Annotated in this window: 13 protein-coding genes; 6 read left to right on the top strand and 7 right to left on the bottom strand. The window is 69.3% G+C overall.

Annotated elements, in window-relative coordinates:
- Positions 1–122 precede the first annotated feature (122 nt).
- The gene (locus HCR12_RS01270) at positions 123–623 is read left to right on the top strand and encodes a hypothetical protein (protein ID WP_166868680.1); all 501 of its coding nucleotides are present in this window, start codon (positions 123–125) and stop codon (positions 621–623) included.
- Positions 624–749: 126 nt separating this feature from the next.
- On the opposite strand, the gene HCR12_RS01275 is transcribed toward HCR12_RS01270, so the two are convergent.
- Positions 750–2,300 carry a DEAD/DEAH box helicase gene (locus tag HCR12_RS01275; protein WP_166868683.1) on the bottom strand — a complete coding sequence of 517 codons (1,551 nt, stop codon included), beginning with the start codon at positions 2,298–2,300 and terminating at the stop codon, positions 750–752.
- Between the two features lie 202 nt (positions 2,301–2,502).
- Entirely contained in the window at positions 2,503–3,099 is a 597-nt protein-coding gene (locus HCR12_RS01280) for a CGNR zinc finger domain-containing protein (RefSeq protein WP_224763577.1), read from the bottom strand.
- A gap of 172 nt (positions 3,100–3,271) precedes the next feature.
- Here HCR12_RS01280 and HCR12_RS01285 point away from each other — a divergent pair, with 172 nt between their 5' ends.
- Positions 3,272–4,069, top strand: coding sequence for a GIN domain-containing protein (locus HCR12_RS01285; RefSeq protein WP_166868693.1), 798 nt, complete (start codon positions 3,272–3,274; stop codon positions 4,067–4,069).
- Here the strand turns inward: HCR12_RS01285 and HCR12_RS01290 are convergent.
- Genes HCR12_RS01290 through HCR12_RS01305 form a run of 4 tightly spaced genes read right to left on the bottom strand, consistent with a single transcriptional unit; the run spans position 4,066 to position 7,574 of the window.
- Positions 4,066–4,533, bottom strand: a complete 468-nt coding sequence (locus HCR12_RS01290; RefSeq protein WP_166868695.1) for a SprT-like domain-containing protein — start codon at positions 4,531–4,533, stop codon at positions 4,066–4,068. The two genes, HCR12_RS01285 and HCR12_RS01290, sit on opposite strands and share 4 nt — an antisense overlap.
- Entirely contained in the window at positions 4,533–5,648 is a 1,116-nt protein-coding gene (locus HCR12_RS01295) for a PQQ-dependent sugar dehydrogenase (protein WP_166868697.1), read from the bottom strand. Before HCR12_RS01295 ends, HCR12_RS01290 begins: the two co-directional genes overlap by 1 nt.
- Positions 5,649–5,703: 55 nt before the next feature.
- Complete coding sequence (locus HCR12_RS01300; protein ID WP_166868699.1) at positions 5,704–6,363, bottom strand: response regulator; 660 nt, start codon at positions 6,361–6,363, stop codon at positions 5,704–5,706.
- Positions 6,360–7,574, bottom strand: coding sequence for a sensor histidine kinase (locus HCR12_RS01305; RefSeq protein WP_166868701.1), 1,215 nt, complete (start codon positions 7,572–7,574; stop codon positions 6,360–6,362). Before HCR12_RS01305 ends, HCR12_RS01300 begins: the two co-directional genes overlap by 4 nt.
- A gap of 149 nt (positions 7,575–7,723) precedes the next feature.
- On the opposite strand from HCR12_RS01305, the gene HCR12_RS01310 reads away from it, so the two are divergent.
- Positions 7,724–8,923: a serine hydrolase domain-containing protein gene (locus HCR12_RS01310; RefSeq protein WP_166868703.1), complete on the top strand. Its 1,200-nt coding sequence runs from the start codon at positions 7,724–7,726 to the stop codon at positions 8,921–8,923.
- Between the two features lie 96 nt (positions 8,924–9,019).
- On the opposite strand, the gene HCR12_RS01315 is transcribed toward HCR12_RS01310, so the two are convergent.
- Complete coding sequence (locus HCR12_RS01315; RefSeq protein ID WP_166868705.1) at positions 9,020–9,874, bottom strand: spermidine synthase; 855 nt, start codon at positions 9,872–9,874, stop codon at positions 9,020–9,022.
- A gap of 178 nt (positions 9,875–10,052) precedes the next feature.
- On the opposite strand from HCR12_RS01315, the gene HCR12_RS01320 reads away from it, so the two are divergent.
- The 3 genes from HCR12_RS01320 (at position 10,053) to rpoC (ending at position 18,467) form a co-directional block, all read left to right on the top strand.
- Complete coding sequence (locus HCR12_RS01320) at positions 10,053–10,781, top strand: head GIN domain-containing protein (RefSeq protein ID WP_166868707.1); 729 nt, start codon at positions 10,053–10,055, stop codon at positions 10,779–10,781.
- Between the two features lie 287 nt (positions 10,782–11,068).
- Entirely contained in the window at positions 11,069–14,548 is a 3,480-nt protein-coding gene (gene rpoB, locus HCR12_RS01325; RefSeq protein WP_166868709.1) for a DNA-directed RNA polymerase subunit beta, read from the top strand.
- A 46-nt stretch (positions 14,549–14,594) separates the two neighbouring features.
- Positions 14,595–18,467, top strand: coding sequence for a DNA-directed RNA polymerase subunit beta' (rpoC, locus tag HCR12_RS01330; RefSeq protein WP_166868711.1), 3,873 nt, complete (start codon positions 14,595–14,597; stop codon positions 18,465–18,467).
- The last annotated feature ends 44 nt before the right edge of the window (positions 18,468–18,511 follow it).

The raw sequence follows: 18,511 nt of genomic DNA on the forward strand, positions 1-18,511 counted from the left end.
TTGTCGATTCCGGGGCGCTGAAACGACAAACAGGCACGATTCTCGGGATGCGCGAGCGCACTCGTGACAGGGCGTGACGCCCGGATTCCGCAGAGCACCCGCTGCGGCTCTATCGTCGTGGCATGACCACTGCTCCCCCGCGCGCCCAGACGAACTACCAGGTCCGCTTCGAGTGGGGAGCCGACGGCGCCCACGCGGTTGCCGGTGGTGCGCACGCGATCGTGTGGGTCGATGAGCTGGGTGCCGAGCAGGTGCCCGACACGGGCGTCGAGACCGTCTACGGCGCACTGCGGTTCGCGGACGCGATCGGCCAGTGGGCGCTGCGGCGTCAGGGGGAGCTCGGCGGGCGCTTCGTGATCGCGGTCGTGGCAGCGGGGGCGCGTCAGGCTGACGGATCGCTGCGCTTCGCGGTCGAGGATCTGCTGGCCGCGGGCGCCGTCATCGACGCGATCGCCGAGGTCGGCATCGACCACCAGTCTCCCGAGGCTGCGGCCGCGGCATCCGCGTTCACCGGCCTCCGCAACGCGACTCGCCACCTGGTCTCGGCGTCGGTCTCGGCGCGCGAGCTCGGCGGCGTGCAGCTCGACGTCACCCAGGTGGCCGAGGTCACGCGCCTCGTCTGACGGCCCGAGACGACGAAGGCCGAGCCCAGAGGGCCCGGCCTTCGCGCCGAGGTGTCAGTTTGCGCCGCCCGGCGGTGCCCGCCTGCGGCACAAACTGACACCTCACACGGGGTGTGTGGGAGCGGGTCAGCCGCTGGGACGCGACGCGCGGCGGTTGGCCTGGCGCGGGGTGCTCGAGGTCGCTCCCGACGACGAGCTGTAGACGGGGGCGCTGCCGGAGCGGGTCGCCGGGCGAGCGCCGCCGCTGCGGGCACCACCGGCTGCACCACCGGCCGCGCCACGACCGCCGGCGCTGCGTCCGCCGTTGCCGCGTGATCCAGCGCTGCCGGCCGCGACGTCGCGCGGCTTCGACTCGGGACGACCCGAACGGTCGCGACGCGGGCGCGCGGCCTGCGTGCCCTCGCGCTCGTCACGGGCGGCGCGCTTGCGCTGAGCGTTGGCGCCCTGGCTGCGTCCGCCGCCGCCGCCGCGCTGAGGCTCGGCCTTCGGCACGGGCTTCACGTAGGGAGCGACCTCGCCGACGAGCGCCTTCACCGACGCCGATGCGGGCGTCACGGCCTCGACCTTGACCGAGATCGCGGCCTTGCGCATGAGCTGGTCGAGGTCCTTCTCCTGGCCGGGCATGATGATCGTCACGACATCGCCCTCGTTGCCGGCACGCGCGGTGCGGCCCGAGCGGTGCAGGTACGCCTTGTGCTCGGCGGGCGGGTCCACGTGGATCACGAGCTCGACACCGTCGACGTGCACGCCGCGCGCGGCGACATCCGTGGCGACGAGCACCTTGGCGCTGCCATCCGAGAACGCGGCGAGGTTGCGGTCACGCTGCGGCTGGCTGAGGTTGCCGTGCAGGTCGACGGACGGAATGCCGGCTGCCGTGAGCTGCTGGGCGAGGCGCTTCGCGTGGTGCTTGGTGCGCATGAAGAGGATGCGGCGACCGGCGCCCGACGCGAGGGTCTGCACGAGCTCGGTCTTGGCGTCCTTGTCGGCCACCGAGAACACGTGGTGCGTCATCGCGGCAACGGGCGAGTTCGCCTCGTCGACGGAGTGCATCACGGGCGACGAGAGGAAGCGCTTGACGAGCTTGTCGACCCCGTTGTCGAGGGTCGCGCTGAAGAGCAGGCGCTGGCCATCGGCCGGGGTGGCGCTCAGGATGCGGGTGACGCCGGGCAGGAAGCCGAGGTCGGCCATGTGGTCGGCCTCGTCGATCACGGTGACCTCGATCGCGTCGAGCTTCACGAGCTTCTGGCCCATGAGGTCCTCGAGGCGGCCGGGGCACGCGACGATGATGTCGACGCCCTGGCGCAGCGCCTCCACCTGACGGTTCTGCGAGACGCCGCCGAAGATCGTGGTGACGCGCAGGCCGTAGGCCTCGGCGAGCGGGGCGATGGTGTTGGTGATCTGGGTGGCGAGCTCGCGGGTGGGGGCGAGCACGAGTCCGAGGGGCAGGCCGCCGCGGCGGTTGCCGCCCGCGAGCTTGCCGCCGAGGCGCGCCACGAGGGGGAGCGCGAAGGCGATGGTCTTGCCGGATCCGGTGCGGCCGCGTCCGAGCACGTCGCGGCCGGCGAGGGTGTCGGGAAGGGTGTCGACCTGGATGGGGAACGCCTCGGTCTTGCCGTCGGCTGCGAGGACGGCGACGAGGGGCGCGGGCACGCCGAGCGTGCGGAAATCGGTGGTCATGATGTCTTTCGGGTGGAGGCGCGCGAGGGCGCTCTTGGGCGAGCGTGCCGAGCGGCACGTCGGTTCGCCGTGAAGGAATATCAGCCGCGAGAGATGGCGGCGAGGGATGCGTTCGACGACGCGGGCGCGAAAGGCGCCGATGCCACCATAGCCCACGAGGCTGTATCGCCGCAGTGGATCCCGTTTCGGGGGTGTCGCGGCGTCAGGCGCTCGTGAGCGCGGCGCGGCGGGCGCGGTGGGCGCGCACCTTGGCGCGGTTGCCGCAGCGCTGCATCGAGCACCAGCGGCGGGTGCCGGTGCGGGATTCGTCGCGGTAGATCATCCGGCAGTCGTCGGCGGCGCAGCGGCGCAGGCGCTCGCTCGCGTCGTTCTGCAGGATCGCGACAGCGTCGCGCGCGATCGAGGAGAGAGCCTGCCCGGTGCGGATGCGGCTCGCGCCGGCCTGGCGGCGTCCGCCGGCGAGCACGGGCGGCACGTCGGGGGCGGCGGCGTACAGGTTGAGGGTGTCGATGTCGTCGGGCGCGGGGAACGCGCCGTCCACGCGAGCGATCGCGAGGCGGCTGATGGCGTCGCGCAGCGCGCGAGCGTCACGCAGCTCGCCCTCGTGCACGGCACGGGGGTCGGCGCCGGGGTAGCGCTCGGCGAGCCAGTGGCCGAGGTCGGCGGTCGAGCGCAGCAGGTCCCAGCGGGTCAGGCCCACGCCCCAGTCGGCGGTGTACGCGAAGTCGAGGCTCGGGGCACCCGCATCCAGAAGCCAGGGTGCGCCGTCGCCGGTGTCGATCATCTGGCCGGTGCTCACGTAACCATGATCTCAGGTTACGAATCGGGGTGTGCTCACCTCTCGCGCCCAGAACGGGGGAGGCTGGGGGTGATGGATCGGGGGGATAGCCCCACCGCATCCCGGTTGGTCGCCGGATGCACGTCGCACGCCGCACCCGCCACGATGGAGTCATCCTGAGAGAAAGCGCGTCATGAACACCACCACCGCATCCCCCTCCGTCCCCCGTCCCGCCGGCAGCGACGACCACCCCGCGGGCCGCGGTCTCGCCCGGCGCCGCGCCTCCGTCGTCGTCTCGGCGGCGACCGCCGCAGCCCTCGCCGCGACCCTCACCGGCTGCGTCACGTTCGAGCTGCCGGGGCCCGCCGTCTACACCACGGTCGAACACGAGGTCTCTGCCGACATCCACGCCGTGCACCTCGACACCGCCGGCGACCTCACGATCACACTCGGCGACACCCCCGGCCTCGTGATCACCACTCTCGATTCCGTGCATCCGCTGCTCACCGTCACCGAGAAGAGCGGCACGCTCGTGCTCGAGCGCCGCGGCCCCGGATGGAACGGCTCGATCGAATATGAGCTCATCGTCACGAGCCTCGACGCCGTGAGCGTCGACGGATCCGGGGGTGTGATCGCCGACTTCACGACCGGCGGCGAGGTGTCGATCGATCTCGACGGCTCCGGCTCGGTCACGGCGCGCGGCATCGACGCCGACGCCGTCACCGTGAACCTCGACGGCTCGGGCAGCATCGTGCTCGAGGGCACCACCGAGACCGTCGCGGTCTCCCTCGACGGCTCGGGCAGCATCGAGGCGGTCGAGCTCATCGCGCGCACCGGCACTGCGGCGCTCGCCGGCTCCGGCAGCATCGGCGTTCACGCGACGAGCGAGATGGCGGCCGAGCTCGAGGGCTCCGGAAGCATCCGTGTGGCGGGTTCGCCGCGGCTCTCGGAGGACGTGCGCGGCTCCGGCTCCATCGCCGAGATCCGCTAGCCTCGCGGCGACGACCCCTCTCGACGCGTCCACGCGATGCGCAGGGAAGGGTCGAAGCGTCGTGAGCAGACCCCGCACGACGACGGCCGTGTGGGGGTGCGGTAGCGGTAGCTCGTGTGCCCGTTCGGGCAGGTGCCCACCCACGGGGCGAGCTCGGATGCGATGGGGCCGTCGTGCGTGCGCCCGCCTTCGTAGCCGAGCTCGGCGGCGACGCGCTTCCATGCGGCGCCGTGCCCCGCTCGGGGCCCCGCGATCGCGTGCGCGACCTCGTGCAGCAGCACCTGGTGGATCTCGTCGTCCTCGGAGTGCTGGGCGATGTAGCGCGAGACGCTGATCCGCTTCGCGGTGAAGTTGCAGAGCCCGGCGCGGGTCTTCGCGTTGTCGAAGGCGAACGTCCACGAGTCGTCGAGGTGCATCCGGATGAGCGCGTGCGCCCAGGTGCGCACACGGGAGAGCTCCGCCATCAGCCTTCCTGCAGCTCGACGAGGTGCACCGAGAGGAGGCGGTCGTCTCCGACCTGGGGGGAGCCGCGCCCGTCGGTGTTGTTGGTCACGAACCAGAGGGAGCCGTCGGCCGCGGGTACGACGTCGCGGATGCGCCCGAAATCGCCCTCGAACCAGGAGACGGCGTCGAGTCTGCCGTCGGGCAGCGGGTAGAGCGCCCACAGGCGCTCGCCGCGGAGCGCCGCCATGAAGAGGGTGCCGTCGATGAACGCGAGACCGCTGGGGCTTGCGTCGTCCGTCGGCCATGTTGCAGCGGGGTCGACGAATCCGGGGATGTCGCCGTCGCCTTCCACCTCGGGCCATCCGTAGTTGGCGCCCGGGTGGATGCGGTTCACCTCATCCCACGTGCTCTGGCCGAACTCGCTCGCCCACAGGCGCCCCTCGTCGTCCCACGCGAGACCCTGCGGATTGCGGTGGCCGAGCGAATAGACGAGCGACCCGGGGAAGGGGTTGTCGTCGGGCACCGCGCCGTCGGGCGTCATCCGCAGGATCTTGCCGCCGAGGCTCGCGGGGTCCTGGGCGCGCTGCGGCTCGCCGGCGTCGCCCGTCGTCGCATAGAGCATGCCGTCGGGCCCGAAGGCGATGCGCCCGCCGTTGTGGTTGCCTGCACGCGGGAGCCCGGTGAGGATCTCCTGCGGCTCGCCGAAGGTGTAGTCCGCGCCGAGCGGCATCCGGATGATGCGGTTGTCGGTCTCGGTCGTGAGGAACGCGTACAGCCAGCGGTCGGCGTCCGCGTCGAGGAGGGCGATGCCGAGCAGGCCGCCCTCGCCCTCCGCCGCGACGCCCGGCACCGTGCCCGTGACGCTCAGGGACCCGTCGGCATGGATGCGCTGGATGGTGCCCGTGTCGCGCTCGCTCACGAGCGCCTCGCCGGCGACCTCCGGCAGCGGCAGGATCGACCACGGGGTCGTGAGTCCCACCGCGATCGTCGTGGGATCGCCCGCGGGCTGCACGGGGCCGCGGGCCTCGTCGGCCGGTGCGAGCGTCGACCGCGGCACCGGCTCCGGGGCGGGTGCCGTGCACCCCCCCAGCAGAGCGGCGACGGTCGCCGTGCCTGCCAGGATGCGTGCGCTCATGAACACATTCCAGCATCGACCGCCGTCAACGTGCTGTGACGTCTCCGCAGCGTCGTCACTCCCCCGCCGTCGGCGTGACGACGCCGTGCCGGAATGCCCACACGACAGCCTGCAGCCGGTCGCGGGCCCCGAGCTTCGTGAGCAGGCCCGCGACGTGGAACTTCACGGTCGTGAGCTCGACGAAGAGCCGCTCGCCGATCTCCCGATTCGACAGCCCCTCGGCGAGCAGCCGCAGGATGTCGAGCTCGCGTGGTGTGAGCGCGATATCGGCGGACGGGGGAGCGGGAGCAGGCCGACGCCGCGAGAACTCCGAGAGCACGCGACGGGTCAGTCGCTCGTCGAGCGTGCCCTCGCCGGATGCGACGGATCGGACGGCGCGCACGAGCGTGTCCTCGTCGGCGCCCTTCAGCAGGAACCCCGCCGCGCCCGCCTCGACCGCACCGAAGACGTAGTCATCGAGGTCGAACGTCGTCATCACGAGCACGGGCACCGGCTCGTCGTCGGCGCTCAGGATGCGGGTCGCCTCGATGCCGTCACGCCCCGGCATCCGGATGTCCATGCACACGACATCAGGGCGCAGCTCGCGCGCGAGGTCGACCGCCTGATGGCCGTCGGCGGCCTCGCCCACCACCTCGATATCGCCCGCGGCTTCGAGCACGACCGTGAGGCCCGCCCGCACGATCGCCTGGTCGTCGGCGATGAGCACGCGGATCATCGGATCCCTCCCTCGAGAGGAAGGGTGAGCGTGTTGCGCCAGCCGCCGTCGGCTGCGGGGCCCGTCTCGAGCACGCCGCCCACGAGGGCCGCGCGCTCGCGCATACCGAGCAGCCCCAGCCCGCTTCCCGCGGAGCGCGCCACCGGATGCCGAGGGGCGTCGTTGTGCACGCGCACGCGCACCGAACGATCATCGGCGCGCAGCTCGACGGTGCAGGCGGATCCGGGCGCGTGGGCCGCCGCGTTCGAGAGCGATTCCTGCACCATCCGGTACACGGTGAGCTGCGCGACCGAGCCGAGCGCGGGAAGCGCGTCGTCGCGCTCGAGCGACACCCGCTCTCCTCGCGCCACGCGGTCAGCCACGAGCGAGTCGAGTGTCGCGAGCGTCGGAAGCGGATGCTGCTCCGCGTCGCCCTCCCGCAGCAGCCCGAGCGTCTGGCGCAGGTTGCCGAGCGCCGTCTGCGCCTCCACCCGCACCGAGTCGAGATAGCCGCGGGTGCGATCGGGGTCGACCTCGACGAGCGCCCGGGCCGCCTGCGCGCTCACCACGATCCCCGAGAGGTGGTGGGCGGCGATGTCGTGCAGCTCCCGCGCGATGAGGGCGCGCTCGGCGCGCGCCGCTTCGGCAGCGCGGGCCTCGCGGTCGCGCTCGGCGGTCTCCGCTCGATCGCGCAGCGCCTCCACGAGCATCGAGCGCGAGCGCATCACCTCGGCGAAGGGGAGCGGAAGGGCGAGCGCGAAGAGGGTGCGGGCGATCGCGAACGGCACCCACCATCCGGGGGCGATCATCGTGCTGCCCGTGACGGCCGCTGTCGTCACGACGATCGACACCAGGGCGAGCGCCCCGATCCAGGGAAGGGCTCGGCGGGCGCCCTGCTCGCGCCACAGCGTGTAGACCGCGAACCATCCGCCGGCGGCACCCGTGCTCAACTCGCCGTGCGACAGCGCCACGAGCGCCAGATCGAGCGCGACCGTCACCACGAGAACGACGCGCGGATGCGACACCCGCCACCAGAGGGCGCCCGCCTGCGCGAACGGCACCGCGACGGATGCCAACGCGAGCGGCCCGCCCACCGACGTGGCGCCCTCCGGGTCGGCGAGCCAGGCGCCGAGCGCCACGAGACCGAGCAGCACGACGATCGCCATCGGCCACACCCGCCAGCGGAGCGCGCGGTCAGAGGTCGGCGCGATGGGCCGGGGGGAGTCCGTCATGCGCGCCATTCTCCCGGACGGCCGCGTTCGCGCACCCCCTCCCTGGGGACAGGTTGAGGACCGTCCTCCCGGCCGGGGCGCCAGGAGCTTGGCGAGACGAGCATCGAGATGTCGCCTCGTCGGGCGGCCCACACCACCAGGAGGACACCATGAGCACCGAACAGAACACCGCAGAGACCACCCCCCGCCCCCGCTCCGCGTCGTGGAAGGGAATCGTCGCGGCGACTGCTGCCGCCGCCCTCGCCGTCGGTGCAGGCGTCACCTGGGTGGCCGTCGACCGCGCCGCCGCCGACGGCCGGATCACAGCCGGTCTCCAGACCCTCATCGACGTCGGCTACCCCGCGGCGCTCGCCGCCGTCACCGAGAACGGAACGACCCGCGACTACGCGGCCGGCATCGGCGACCTCGAGACGGGAGCGCCCGCAGAGACGGGGGAGGTGCGCATCGCGAGCAACACCAAGACCTTCACCGCGACCGTCGTCATGCAGCTCGTCGACGAAGGGAAGGTCGCGCTCGACGCAGCCATCGAGCAGTACCTGCCCGGCCTCATCCACGGCGACGGAGTCGACGGATCCCAGGTCACCATCCGGCAGCTGCTGCAGCACACGAGCGGGCTGCCCGACTACACCGAGCTCGCCGCATCCGATCTGAAGGCATCCGCGACCGACTACATCTCGCCGCGCGACCTGCTCGATCTGGCGTTCACGCTGCCCGCGCAGTTCGAGCCCGGCGCAGAGTGGAAGTACACCAACACCAACTACCTCGTGCTCGGCCTGCTCATCGAGCGCCTCGAGCTGCGGCCGCTCCACGAGGTCGTCGACACCCGCATCGTGCAGCCGCTCGGCCTTGAGCGCACCTACTTCCCCGGTGTCGGCGAGCGCGAGCTGCGCGGTGACCACGTGAAGGGATACCACCCGGATGATGAGACGGGCGAGCTCGTGGATGCGACCGTGCAGGAGCCCTCGATTCCGTGGGCCGCTGGCGCGATGGTCTCCACCCCCGGCGAGCTCAACGAGTTCTTCGTCGCTCTGCTCGCCGGCAAGCTCACGAGCGCCGAATCGCTCGCCGAGATGAAGAAGACCGTGCCGGGTGAGACCGAGGTCATCGCCGGCTCCGGCTACGGGCTGGGGCTCGCGAGCTACCCGCTCAGCTGCGGCGGCGAGATCTGGGGCCACGGCGGCGACATCTTCGGCTACGAGACGCGCAACGGAGTGGCCGCCGACGGCCGCGCGGTGAGCCTCGCGATCACCGCACTGCCCGGCACCGTGTCCGAGGTGACCACCATGGAGGAGGCGATCGCCGCCTACCGCGTGGTGTACGACGTGGTCGACGACGCGTTCTGCGGCTGACACTCACGATGACGCCCCGTCGCCTCGCGGTGACGGGGCTTCATCGTGCCCAGGACGCGAACGCGGATGCGGATGCGGAGCCGGATGCGGAGCCGGTCAGGACTTCCCGATCTGGAAGATGCTGCGCCCCGGAGGGGGCGAGGCGACGGCGGTCGCATCCGTCACGACCGGCGCGCCCGCGATCCAGTCGCGGAGCGTCTTCTTGTGCAGAAGCTGCGCCGGATGCGGGCCGCCTGCGAGCAGACGCGGCATCCAGTCGAGGGGGAGCGGCGCGGGGGATGCCACGAGCACGAAGTTGCCGAAGCGGCGCCCCTTGATCACCTGCGCCTCGCCCATCACGGCGGTGTCGTGGAACACCATGCCGAGGGTCGCCGCCTGGCCGCGCGCGAAGGCGGCGCCGGATCCGTCGGCGATGTTGGCGAGCAGCACGCCGTCCGGGGCGAGCAGCTCCGCGCATTCGCGGTAGAACTCGACGCTCGTCACGTGCGCGGGCGTGCGCGCGCCCGAGAAGACATCGACGACGAGCAGGTCGACGGTGCCCCGCAGACCGTTCGGCAGCTTGCCGAGCATCTCCCGGGCGTCGCCGTAGCGCACGCGGATCGACGCGCCGCGGGGCAGAGGCAGTTCCCGCCGCACGAGCTCCACGAGCTCCGGTTCGATCTCGATCACCTGCTGACGCGATCCGGGGCGTGTCACCGCGATGTAGCGCGGGATGGTGAGCGCACCCGCACCGAGGTGCACGGCGGTGAGCGGGGCGCCGGGCTCCGCGATCTCGTCGATCACGTGGCCCATGCGGGCGATGTACTCGAAGAAGAGGTGCGTGGGGTCGTCGAGGTCGACGTGCGACTGCGGCGTCCCGTCGACGACGAGCTCGAATCCGTCGGTGAAGCGGTCGCGGCGCACCTCGGCACGCATTCCGTTGGAGAGCTTGACGCTCGGCGTCTCCTGCATCCCCCCATTCTCCCCTTCACCACCCCCGAGGCCACCCCGCCCTACGGGAGGACGGGAGACGGAGGAGGGAGACGGGAGAGGAGATGCGGGGGTCAGCCCCACCGGATGCGGGGGCAATCTCCCTGTTCGGCGGGGAGGTGCGGGCATAGCGTCGAGGTACGCCACGAAAGGACCCCTCATGTCGCGCCACCGCATCCGCCTCCTCGCCTCCACCGCTGCGATCGGCGTCGCCGCCGTCGCCCTCGCCGGCTGCGTCGTCCCGTTCCCCGTCGTCGGCGACCAGACGCAGGGTGCCGATGACTTCACCGTGAGCGACAGCGTGCGCGGGCTCCTCCTCGAGGCATCCGGCGACGCGAAGGTGACGATCGGCGACGAGCCGCAGCTCACCATCTCGGGCCCCGAATCGACTCTCGAGCGCGTCACGGTGGACGAGCGCAACGGGATGCTGGTGATCGGCGCCAGGGGTCCCGGCATCAACCTCCGAAGCCTCACGGTGACCCTCACGGTCACCGCGTTCGACGAGCTCGAGGTCGCCGGCGCGGGCGATGTGACCGCCGAGTTCACCCCGTCGTCGGATGTGCGCATCACGGTCGGCGGCGCGGGCGACGTCGACGCCACGGGCATCGACGCCGAGAGTGTGACGGTCGCGATCGGCGGAGCGGGATCGGTCGTGCTCACCGGGGAGGCGGATTCTGCCGAGTACAGCGTCGACGGCGCGGGCGAGATCGACGCGACCGGGCTCGTCGCGAGAGACGCGACCGCCAAGATCAACGGCGCGGGCGCGATCGCCCTCCATGCGACGGGCGCCGCCGACGCCCAGACCTCGGGCATCGGCGAGATCACGATCCGCGGCGGCGCGGACGTCACACGCCGCGTCGACGGGCTGGGAACGATCACGGAGGAGTGAGCGTTCCACCCCCGGGAATCACGCGCGGCGCAGCCTCCCCCGGCTGCGCCGCGCTTTTATAGACCCGGACGCGACGGATGTCAAGGAACAGGTAGACACGGCGCGTCATTTCGATCTATAGTGAATCTTTGCGCTCCCTCTACACCCATGCCCTCATATTGCGGTCGGCTGGCGTGGTTGCTTCGAGCGGTTCCCGAAAATGATGGCGGGGCCGGCTGAGACTATCGGAGCGCCTCCACACTGACCGACACAACTGAGGCCGACGGGCCTCACGGAGGTTGTTTTCCTTGGCTGCTGCGTCTTCCGCATCCAGTAAGAATTCTCCCAAGAACGGCCGCGCAGCTTCGCGGCTCTCGTTCGCCAAGATCACGGACACTCTCACCGTCCCCGACCTGCTCGCTCTGCAGACCGAGAGCTTCGACTGGCTCGTCGGCAACGACGCCTGGAAGGCCCGCACCGCGGGAGACCCCAACGCCTCCACCAAGACGGGACTCGACGAGATCTTCGAGGAGATCTCCCCCATCGAGGACCTCGGCGAGACGATGCAGCTCTCGTTCTCGCAGCCTGAGCTCGAAGAGCCCAAGTACTCGATCGAGGACTGCAAGGAGCGCGGCAAGACCTACGCGGCGCCGCTCTACGTCAACGCCGAGTTCATGAACCACATGACGGGCGAGATCAAGACCCAGACGGTCTTCATGGGCGACTTCCCGCTCATGACCGAAAAGGGCACCTTCATCATCAACGGCACCGAGCGTGTCGTCGTCTCGCAGCTCGTCCGCTCCCCCGGCGTGTACTTCGAGCGCCAGCAGGAGAAGACCTCCGACAAGGACGTCTTCTCGGCCCGCGTGATCCCGAGCCGCGGTGCGTGGCTCGAGTTCGAGATCGACAAGCGCGACCAGGTGGGCGTGCGCATCGACCGCAAGCGCAAGCAGTCCGTCACCGTGTTCCTCAAGGCGCTCGGCATGACGAGCGAAGAGATCGTCGAGGCCTTCGCCGGCTACGAGTCGATCCTCTCCACCCTCGAGAAGGACGCCGTCCTCACGAAGGAAGAGGCGCTCAAGGACATCTACCGCAAGCTCCGCCCGGGCGAGCAGGTTGCCGCCGAGGCCGCGCGTGCGCTCCTCGACAACTTCTACTTCAACCCGAAGCGCTACGACCTGGCGAAGGTGGGTCGCTACAAGATCAACCGCAAGCTCGGCATCGACGCGCCGCTGTCGGACTCGGTGCTCACGATCGAGGACATCGTCGCCACGATCAAGTACCTCGTCGCGCTGCACGCCGGTGAGACGACCCTCCCGGGCGTCCGCGATGGCAAGAAGATCGACCTGCGTCTCGACACGGACGACATCGACCACTTCGGCAACCGTCGCATCCGCGCCGTCGGCGAGCTCATCCAGAACCAGGTCCGCACGGGTCTGTCTCGTATGGAGCGCGTCGTGCGCGAGCGCATGACCACGCAGGACATCGAGGCGATCACGCCGCAGACCCTGATCAACGTGCGCCCCGTCGTCGCCGCGATCAAGGAGTTCTTCGGAACCTCGCAGCTGTCGCAGTTCATGGACCAGAACAACCCGCTCGCGGGTCTCACGCACAAGCGTCGTCTCTCGGCGCTCGGACCCGGTGGTCTGTCGCGTGAGCGTGCGGGCGTCGAGGTCCGCGACGTCCACCCGTCGCACTACGGCCGCATGTGCCCGATCGAGACGCCGGAAGGCCCGAACATCGGCCTCATCGGCTCGCTCGCGACCTTCGCTCGCATCAACGCGTTCGGCTTCATCGAGACGCCGTACCGCAAGGTGGTCAACGGCATCGTCACCGAGCAGATCGACTACCTGACCGCGTCGGAAGAGGACGAGTACCTCATCGCGCAGGCCAACGCGCCGATCGACGCGAAGGGCAAGTTCACCGAGGCCAAGGTGCTCGTGCGCCCCAAGGGCTCCGACGTGATCCTCGTCGACCCCGACATGGTCGAGTACATGGATGTCTCGCCGCGCCAGATGGTGTCGGTCGCGACCTCGCTCATCCCCTTCCTCGAGCACGACGACGCGAACCGCGCCCTCATGGGTGCGAACATGCAGCGTCAGGCTGTTCCGCTCCTCCGCTCGGACTCGCCGTTCGTCGGCACCGGCATGGAGGGCTTCGCGGCCATCGATGCAGGAGACGTCATCACCGCCGAGAAGGCGGGTGTCGTCGCCGAGGTGTCGGCCGACGAGGTCGTCATCCAGCTGGATGAGGGTGGAACGCAGTCGTACTTCCTGCGCAAGTTCAACCGCTCCAACCAGGGCACGAGCTACAACCACCGCGTCATCGTGAACGCGGGCGACCGCATCGAGGTCGGAGAGGTCATCGCCGATGGCCCCGCCACGGAGAACGGCGAGCTCGCGCTCGGCAAGAACCTCCTCGTCGCGTTCATGCCGTGGGAGGGTCACAACTTCGAGGACGCCATCATCCTGAGCCAGAACCTGGTGAAGGATGACACCCTCAGCTCGATCCACATCGAGGAGTACGAGGTCGACGCGCGCGACACGAAGCTCGGCAAGGAGGAGATCACGCGTGATCTCCCCAACGTCAGCCCCGAGCTGCTCGCCGACCTCGACGAGCGCGGCATCATCCGCATCGGCGCCGAGGTCCGCCCCGGCGACATCCTCGTCGGCAAGGTCACCCCGAAGGGCGAGACCGAGCTCTCGGCCGAGGAGCGCCTGCTCCGCGCGATCTTCAACGAGAAGAGCCGCGAGGTGCGCGACACGTCGCTCAAGGTGCCCCACGGTGAAGAGGGAACCATCATCGGCGTGAAGGTCTTCGACTCGCAGGATGGCGACGACGAGCTCGGCTCGGGCGTCAACCAGCGCGTCGTGGTCTACATCGCCCAGAAGCGCAAGATCACCGCGGGTGACAAGCTCGCCGGTCGTCACGGCAACAAGGGCGTCATCGCCAAGATCCTGCCGGTCGAGGACATGCCGTTCCTCGCCGACGGAACCCCGGTCGACGTCATCCTCAACCCGCTCGGCATCCCCGGTCGAATGAACTTCGGCCAGGTGCTCGAGACCCACCTCGGCTGGGTCGCGAAGCAGGGCTGGGAGGTCGAGGGCAACCCGGCGTGGGCGAAGAACCTGCCCAAGGAGGCGCGTTCGGCCGCACCCGGCACGAAGGTCGCCACCCCCGTGTTCGACGGCGCGCTCGAGGAGGAGATCTCGGGCCTGCTCGACTCGACCCTCCCCAACCGCGACGGCGTGCGCCTCATCGACAGCTCCGGCAAGACCCAGCTGTTCGACGGCCGCTCGGGTGAGCCGTTCCCGTACCCGATCTCGGTCGGCTACATGTACATCCTGAAGCTGCACCACCTCGTGGACGACAAGATCCACGCGCGCAGCACGGGCCCCTACTCGATGATCACCCAGCAGCCGCTCGGTGGTAAGGCGCAGTTCGGTGGCCAGCGCTTCGGTGAGATGGAGGTGTGGGCACTCGAGGCCTACGGCGCGGCATACGCGCTCCAGGAGCTCCTCACGATCAAGTCCGACGACATCCTCGGCCGCGTCAAGGTGTACGAGGCGATCGTCAAGGGCGAGAACATCCAGGAGCCCGGCATCCCCGAGAGCTTCAAGGTGCTCATCAAGGAGATGCAGTCGCTCTGCCTGAACGTCGAGGTGCTCGCCGCCGACGGCAGCGCGCTCAGCCTCAAGGACACGGACGACGAGGTCTTCCGTGCCGCGGAAGAGCTCGGCATCAACATCTCCACCCGCTTCGAATCCTCGTCGATCGACGAGATCTGAGCCGGGCCGCAACAGGATTTAGAGAAGAAGCGAGAGAGAACACATAGTGATCGACGCAACCACTTTCGATCAGCTCCGCATCGGCCTCGCCACCAGCACGGACATCCGCGCCTGGTCGTACGGCGAGGTCAAGAAGCCCGAGACGATCAACTACCGCACCCTCAAGCCCGAGAAGGACGGTCTGTTCGGTGAGCAGATCTTCGGACCGAGCCGCGACTGGGAGTGCTCCTGCGGCAAGTACAAGCGCGTGCGCTTCAAGGGCATCGTCTGCGAGCGCTGCGGTGTCGAGGTCACCAAGTCCGCGGTCCGCCGCGAGCGCATGGGCCACATCGAGCTCGCCGCGCCCGTCACGCACATCTGGTACTTCAAGGGTGTGCCGAGCCGCCTCGGCTACCTCCTCGACATGGCGCCGAAGGACCTCGAGAAGGTCATCTACTTCGCTGCGTACATGGTCATCTCGGTCGACGAGGAGGGACGTCACGCTGACCTCCCCGGCCTCGAGAGCGAGATGCGTCTCGAGATCAAGGCGCTCGAGCAGCAGCGCGAGGACCGCATCAACGCGCGTCTCGCTCAGCTCGAGGGCGACCTGGCCGCTCTGGAGGAAGAGGGCGCCAAGGCCGACCAGAAGCGCAAGGTGAAGGACGCCGGCGAGAAGGAGATGTCGCAGATCCGCAAGTCGTTCGACGAGCAGATCTCGCAGCTCGAGCGCGTGTGGGAGGACTTCCGCAACCTCAAGGTCGGCGACCTCAAGCCCGAGGACTCGGTGTTCCACGAGCTGCAGGACCGCTACGGCCTGTACTTCGAGGCGCACATGGGCGCCGAGGCGATCAAGCGTCGCCTCGAGACCTTCGACCTCGCTGCCGAGTCCGAGCTGCTCCACGAGCAGATCTCGGGCGGCAAGGGCCAGAAGAAGATCCGCGCGATCAAGCGTCTGCGCGTCGTCAACTCCTTCCTGCAGACCGGCAACTCGCCGGCTGCGATGGTGCTCGACGTCGTGCCGGTGATCCCGCCGGAGCTGCGCCCCATGGTCCAGCTCGACGGTGGCCGCTTCGCGACCAGTGACCTCAACGACCTCTACCGTCGTGTGATCAACCGCAACAACCGTCTGCGTCGTCTCCTCGACCTGGGCGCGCCGGAGATCATCGTCAACAACGAGAAGCGCATGCTTCAGGAGGCCGTCGACGCACTGTTCGACAACGGCCGCCGCGGCCGTCCCGTCACGGGAACCGGCAACCGCGCCCTGAAGTCGCTGTCCGACATGCTCAAGGGAAAGCAGGGACGTTTCCGTCAGAACCTGCTCGGAAAGCGCGTCGACTACTCGGGTCGTTCGGTCATCATCGTCGGTCCGCAGCTGAAGCTGCACCAGTGCGGTCTGCCCAAGCAGATGGCGCTCGAGCTCTTCAAGCCGTTCGTCATCAAGCGCCTCATCGACCTGTCGCACGCGCAGAACATCAAGGCTGCCAAGCGCATGGTCGAGCGTTCGCGCCCGCAGGTGTGGGACGTGCTCGAGGAGATCATCCGCGAGCGCCCCGTGCTGCTGAACCGCGCGCCCACGCTGCACCGTCTCGGCATCCAGGCCTTCGAGCCTCAGCTCGTCGAGGGCAAGGCCATCCAGCTGCACCCGCTCGTCTGCACCGCCTTCAACGCGGACTTCGACGGCGACCAGATGGCTGTCCACCTGCCGCTGTCGGTCGAGGCGCAGGCTGAGGCCCGCATCCTCATGCTCGCCTCGAACAACATCCTGAAGCCGTCGGACGGCCGCCCGGTGACCCTGCCTTCGCAGGACATGATCATCGGTCTGCACCACCTGACGACCCTCAAGGAGGGCGCTGCCGGTGAGGGCCGTGTGTTCGGCTCGATCGCGGAGGCCATCATGGCGAAGGACGAGGGAACCCTCGACCTCAACGCCCAGGTGCGCATCCGTCTCGACGGCGTCTACCTGCAGGACGCGCCGGAGGACTTCGTCCAGGGCTCGTCGAAGCTCATGACGACGACCCTCGGTCGCGCGCTGTTCAACCAGGCGCTCCCGGTGGACTACTGGTACACCGAGGCTGTGGCCGACAAGGGCAAGATCTCGGCGATCGTCAACGACCTCGCCGAGCGCTACCCCAAGGTGGAGGTCGCCGCGACGCTCGACCGCATCAAGGACGCGGGCTTCTACTGGGCCACGCGTTCGGGTGTCACGGTCGCGCTCTCGGACGTCATCACGCCGGTCGACAAGCCGCAGATCGTCGCCAAGCACGAGAAGCAGGCTGCGAAGGTCCAGGCCGAGTACGACAAGGGTCTGATCGACGACGGCACGCGCCGCAAGGAGCTCATCGACATCTGGACGGAGGCGACCAACGAGATCGCCACGTCGATGCAGGCGAGCTACCCGAAGGACAACAACATCTACCGGATGGTGTCGTCGGGTGCCCGTGGTAACTGGCTGCAGGTCCGAAACATCTCGGGTATCCGCGGTCTGGTGTCCAACCCGAAGGGTGAGACCATCGCCCGCCCGATCATCTCCTCGTACCGCGAGGGCCTGTCGGTGGCCGAGTACTTCATCGCCACCCACGGTGCGCGTAAGGGTCTCGCCGACACCGCTCTGCGTACGGCTGACTCGGGTTACCTCACGCGTCGTCTCGTGGACGTCTCGCAGGATGTCATCATCCGCGAGGAGGACTGCGGCACGTCGAAGGGTCTCGAGCTGCGCATCGCGGTGAAGGTCGGCGACGAGCTGATCCGCGACGAGAACGTCGAGAACGCGGTCTACGCCCGTTCGCTGGCGGAGGCTGCGGTCAACGCCAAGGGCGAGGTCGTGGCGGACGCCGGTTCGGATGTCGGCGACGTCCTCATCGCTCAGCTCATGGAGGCGGGCGTCGAGACGGTCAAGGTCCGTTCGGTCCTCACCTGTGAGGCTGCGGTCGGCGTCTGCGCCGCCTGCTACGGCCGTTCGCTCGCGACCGGAAAGCTCGTCGACATCGGAGAGGCCGTCGGCATCATCGCGGCCCAGTCGATCGGTGAGCCCGGAACCCAGCTCACGATGCGTACCTTCCACCAGGGTGGTACCGCCGGTGCGGACGACATCACCCAGGGTCTGCCGCGTGTCACGGAGCTCTTCGAGGCGCGTACCCCCAAGGGTGCGAGCCCGATCGCCGAGGCGGCTGGCCGCATCGAGATCAAGGACACCGACAAGCAGCGCCAGGTCATCCTGACGCCGGACAACGGCGACGAGCCCTACATCTACCCGGTGCTGAAGCGTGCGACCCTCCTCGTCGAGGACGGCCAGCACGTCGAGCTCGGGCAGCAGTTCGTCGCGGGAAACCTGGACCCGAAGGAGGTACTGCGCGTGCAGGGTGTTCGCGCCGTGCAGCTGCACCTCGTCGACGGTGTCCAGGGCGTCTACCGCAGCCAGGGTGTGCCGATCCACGACAAGCACATCGAGGTCATCGTGCGTCAGATGATGCGCAAGGTCACCGTCGTCGAGCACGGCGACACCGACCTGCTGCCGGGTGAGCTCGTCGACCGTGCACGGTACGTCGAGATCAACCGCGCTGCGGTGCTCGAGGGCAAGAAGCCGGCTTCGGCTCGCCAGGAGGTCATGGGTATCACCAAGGCCTCGCTCGCGACCGAGTCGTGGCTGTCGGCCGCGTCGTTCCAGGAGACCACCCGCGTGCTCACGCAGGCGGCGATGGAGGGTCGCTCCGACCCGCTCGTCGGTCTCAAGGAGAACGTCATCATCGGTCAGCTCATCCCCGCGGGTACCGGTCTGCAGAAGTACCGGAACGTCAAGGTGGATGCCACAGAAGAGGCCAAGGCAGAGCGCTACCCGAACCGCATCTTCGCGGACGACTCGGCGTTCTCGGAGTCGGACCTGAGCTTCGTCGATTTCGACAGCTTCAGCTCGGACGACTTCCAGCCCGGCACCTACAACTGATAGGCAGCTGACCAGCACGAAGGCCCCCGCTCACGCGGGGGCCT

Origin of the sequence: Salinibacterium sp. ZJ70, from assembly GCF_011751865.2 — a bacterium.
In the GTDB taxonomy this organism is placed as follows: Bacteria; Actinomycetota; Actinomycetes; order Actinomycetales; family Microbacteriaceae; genus Homoserinibacter.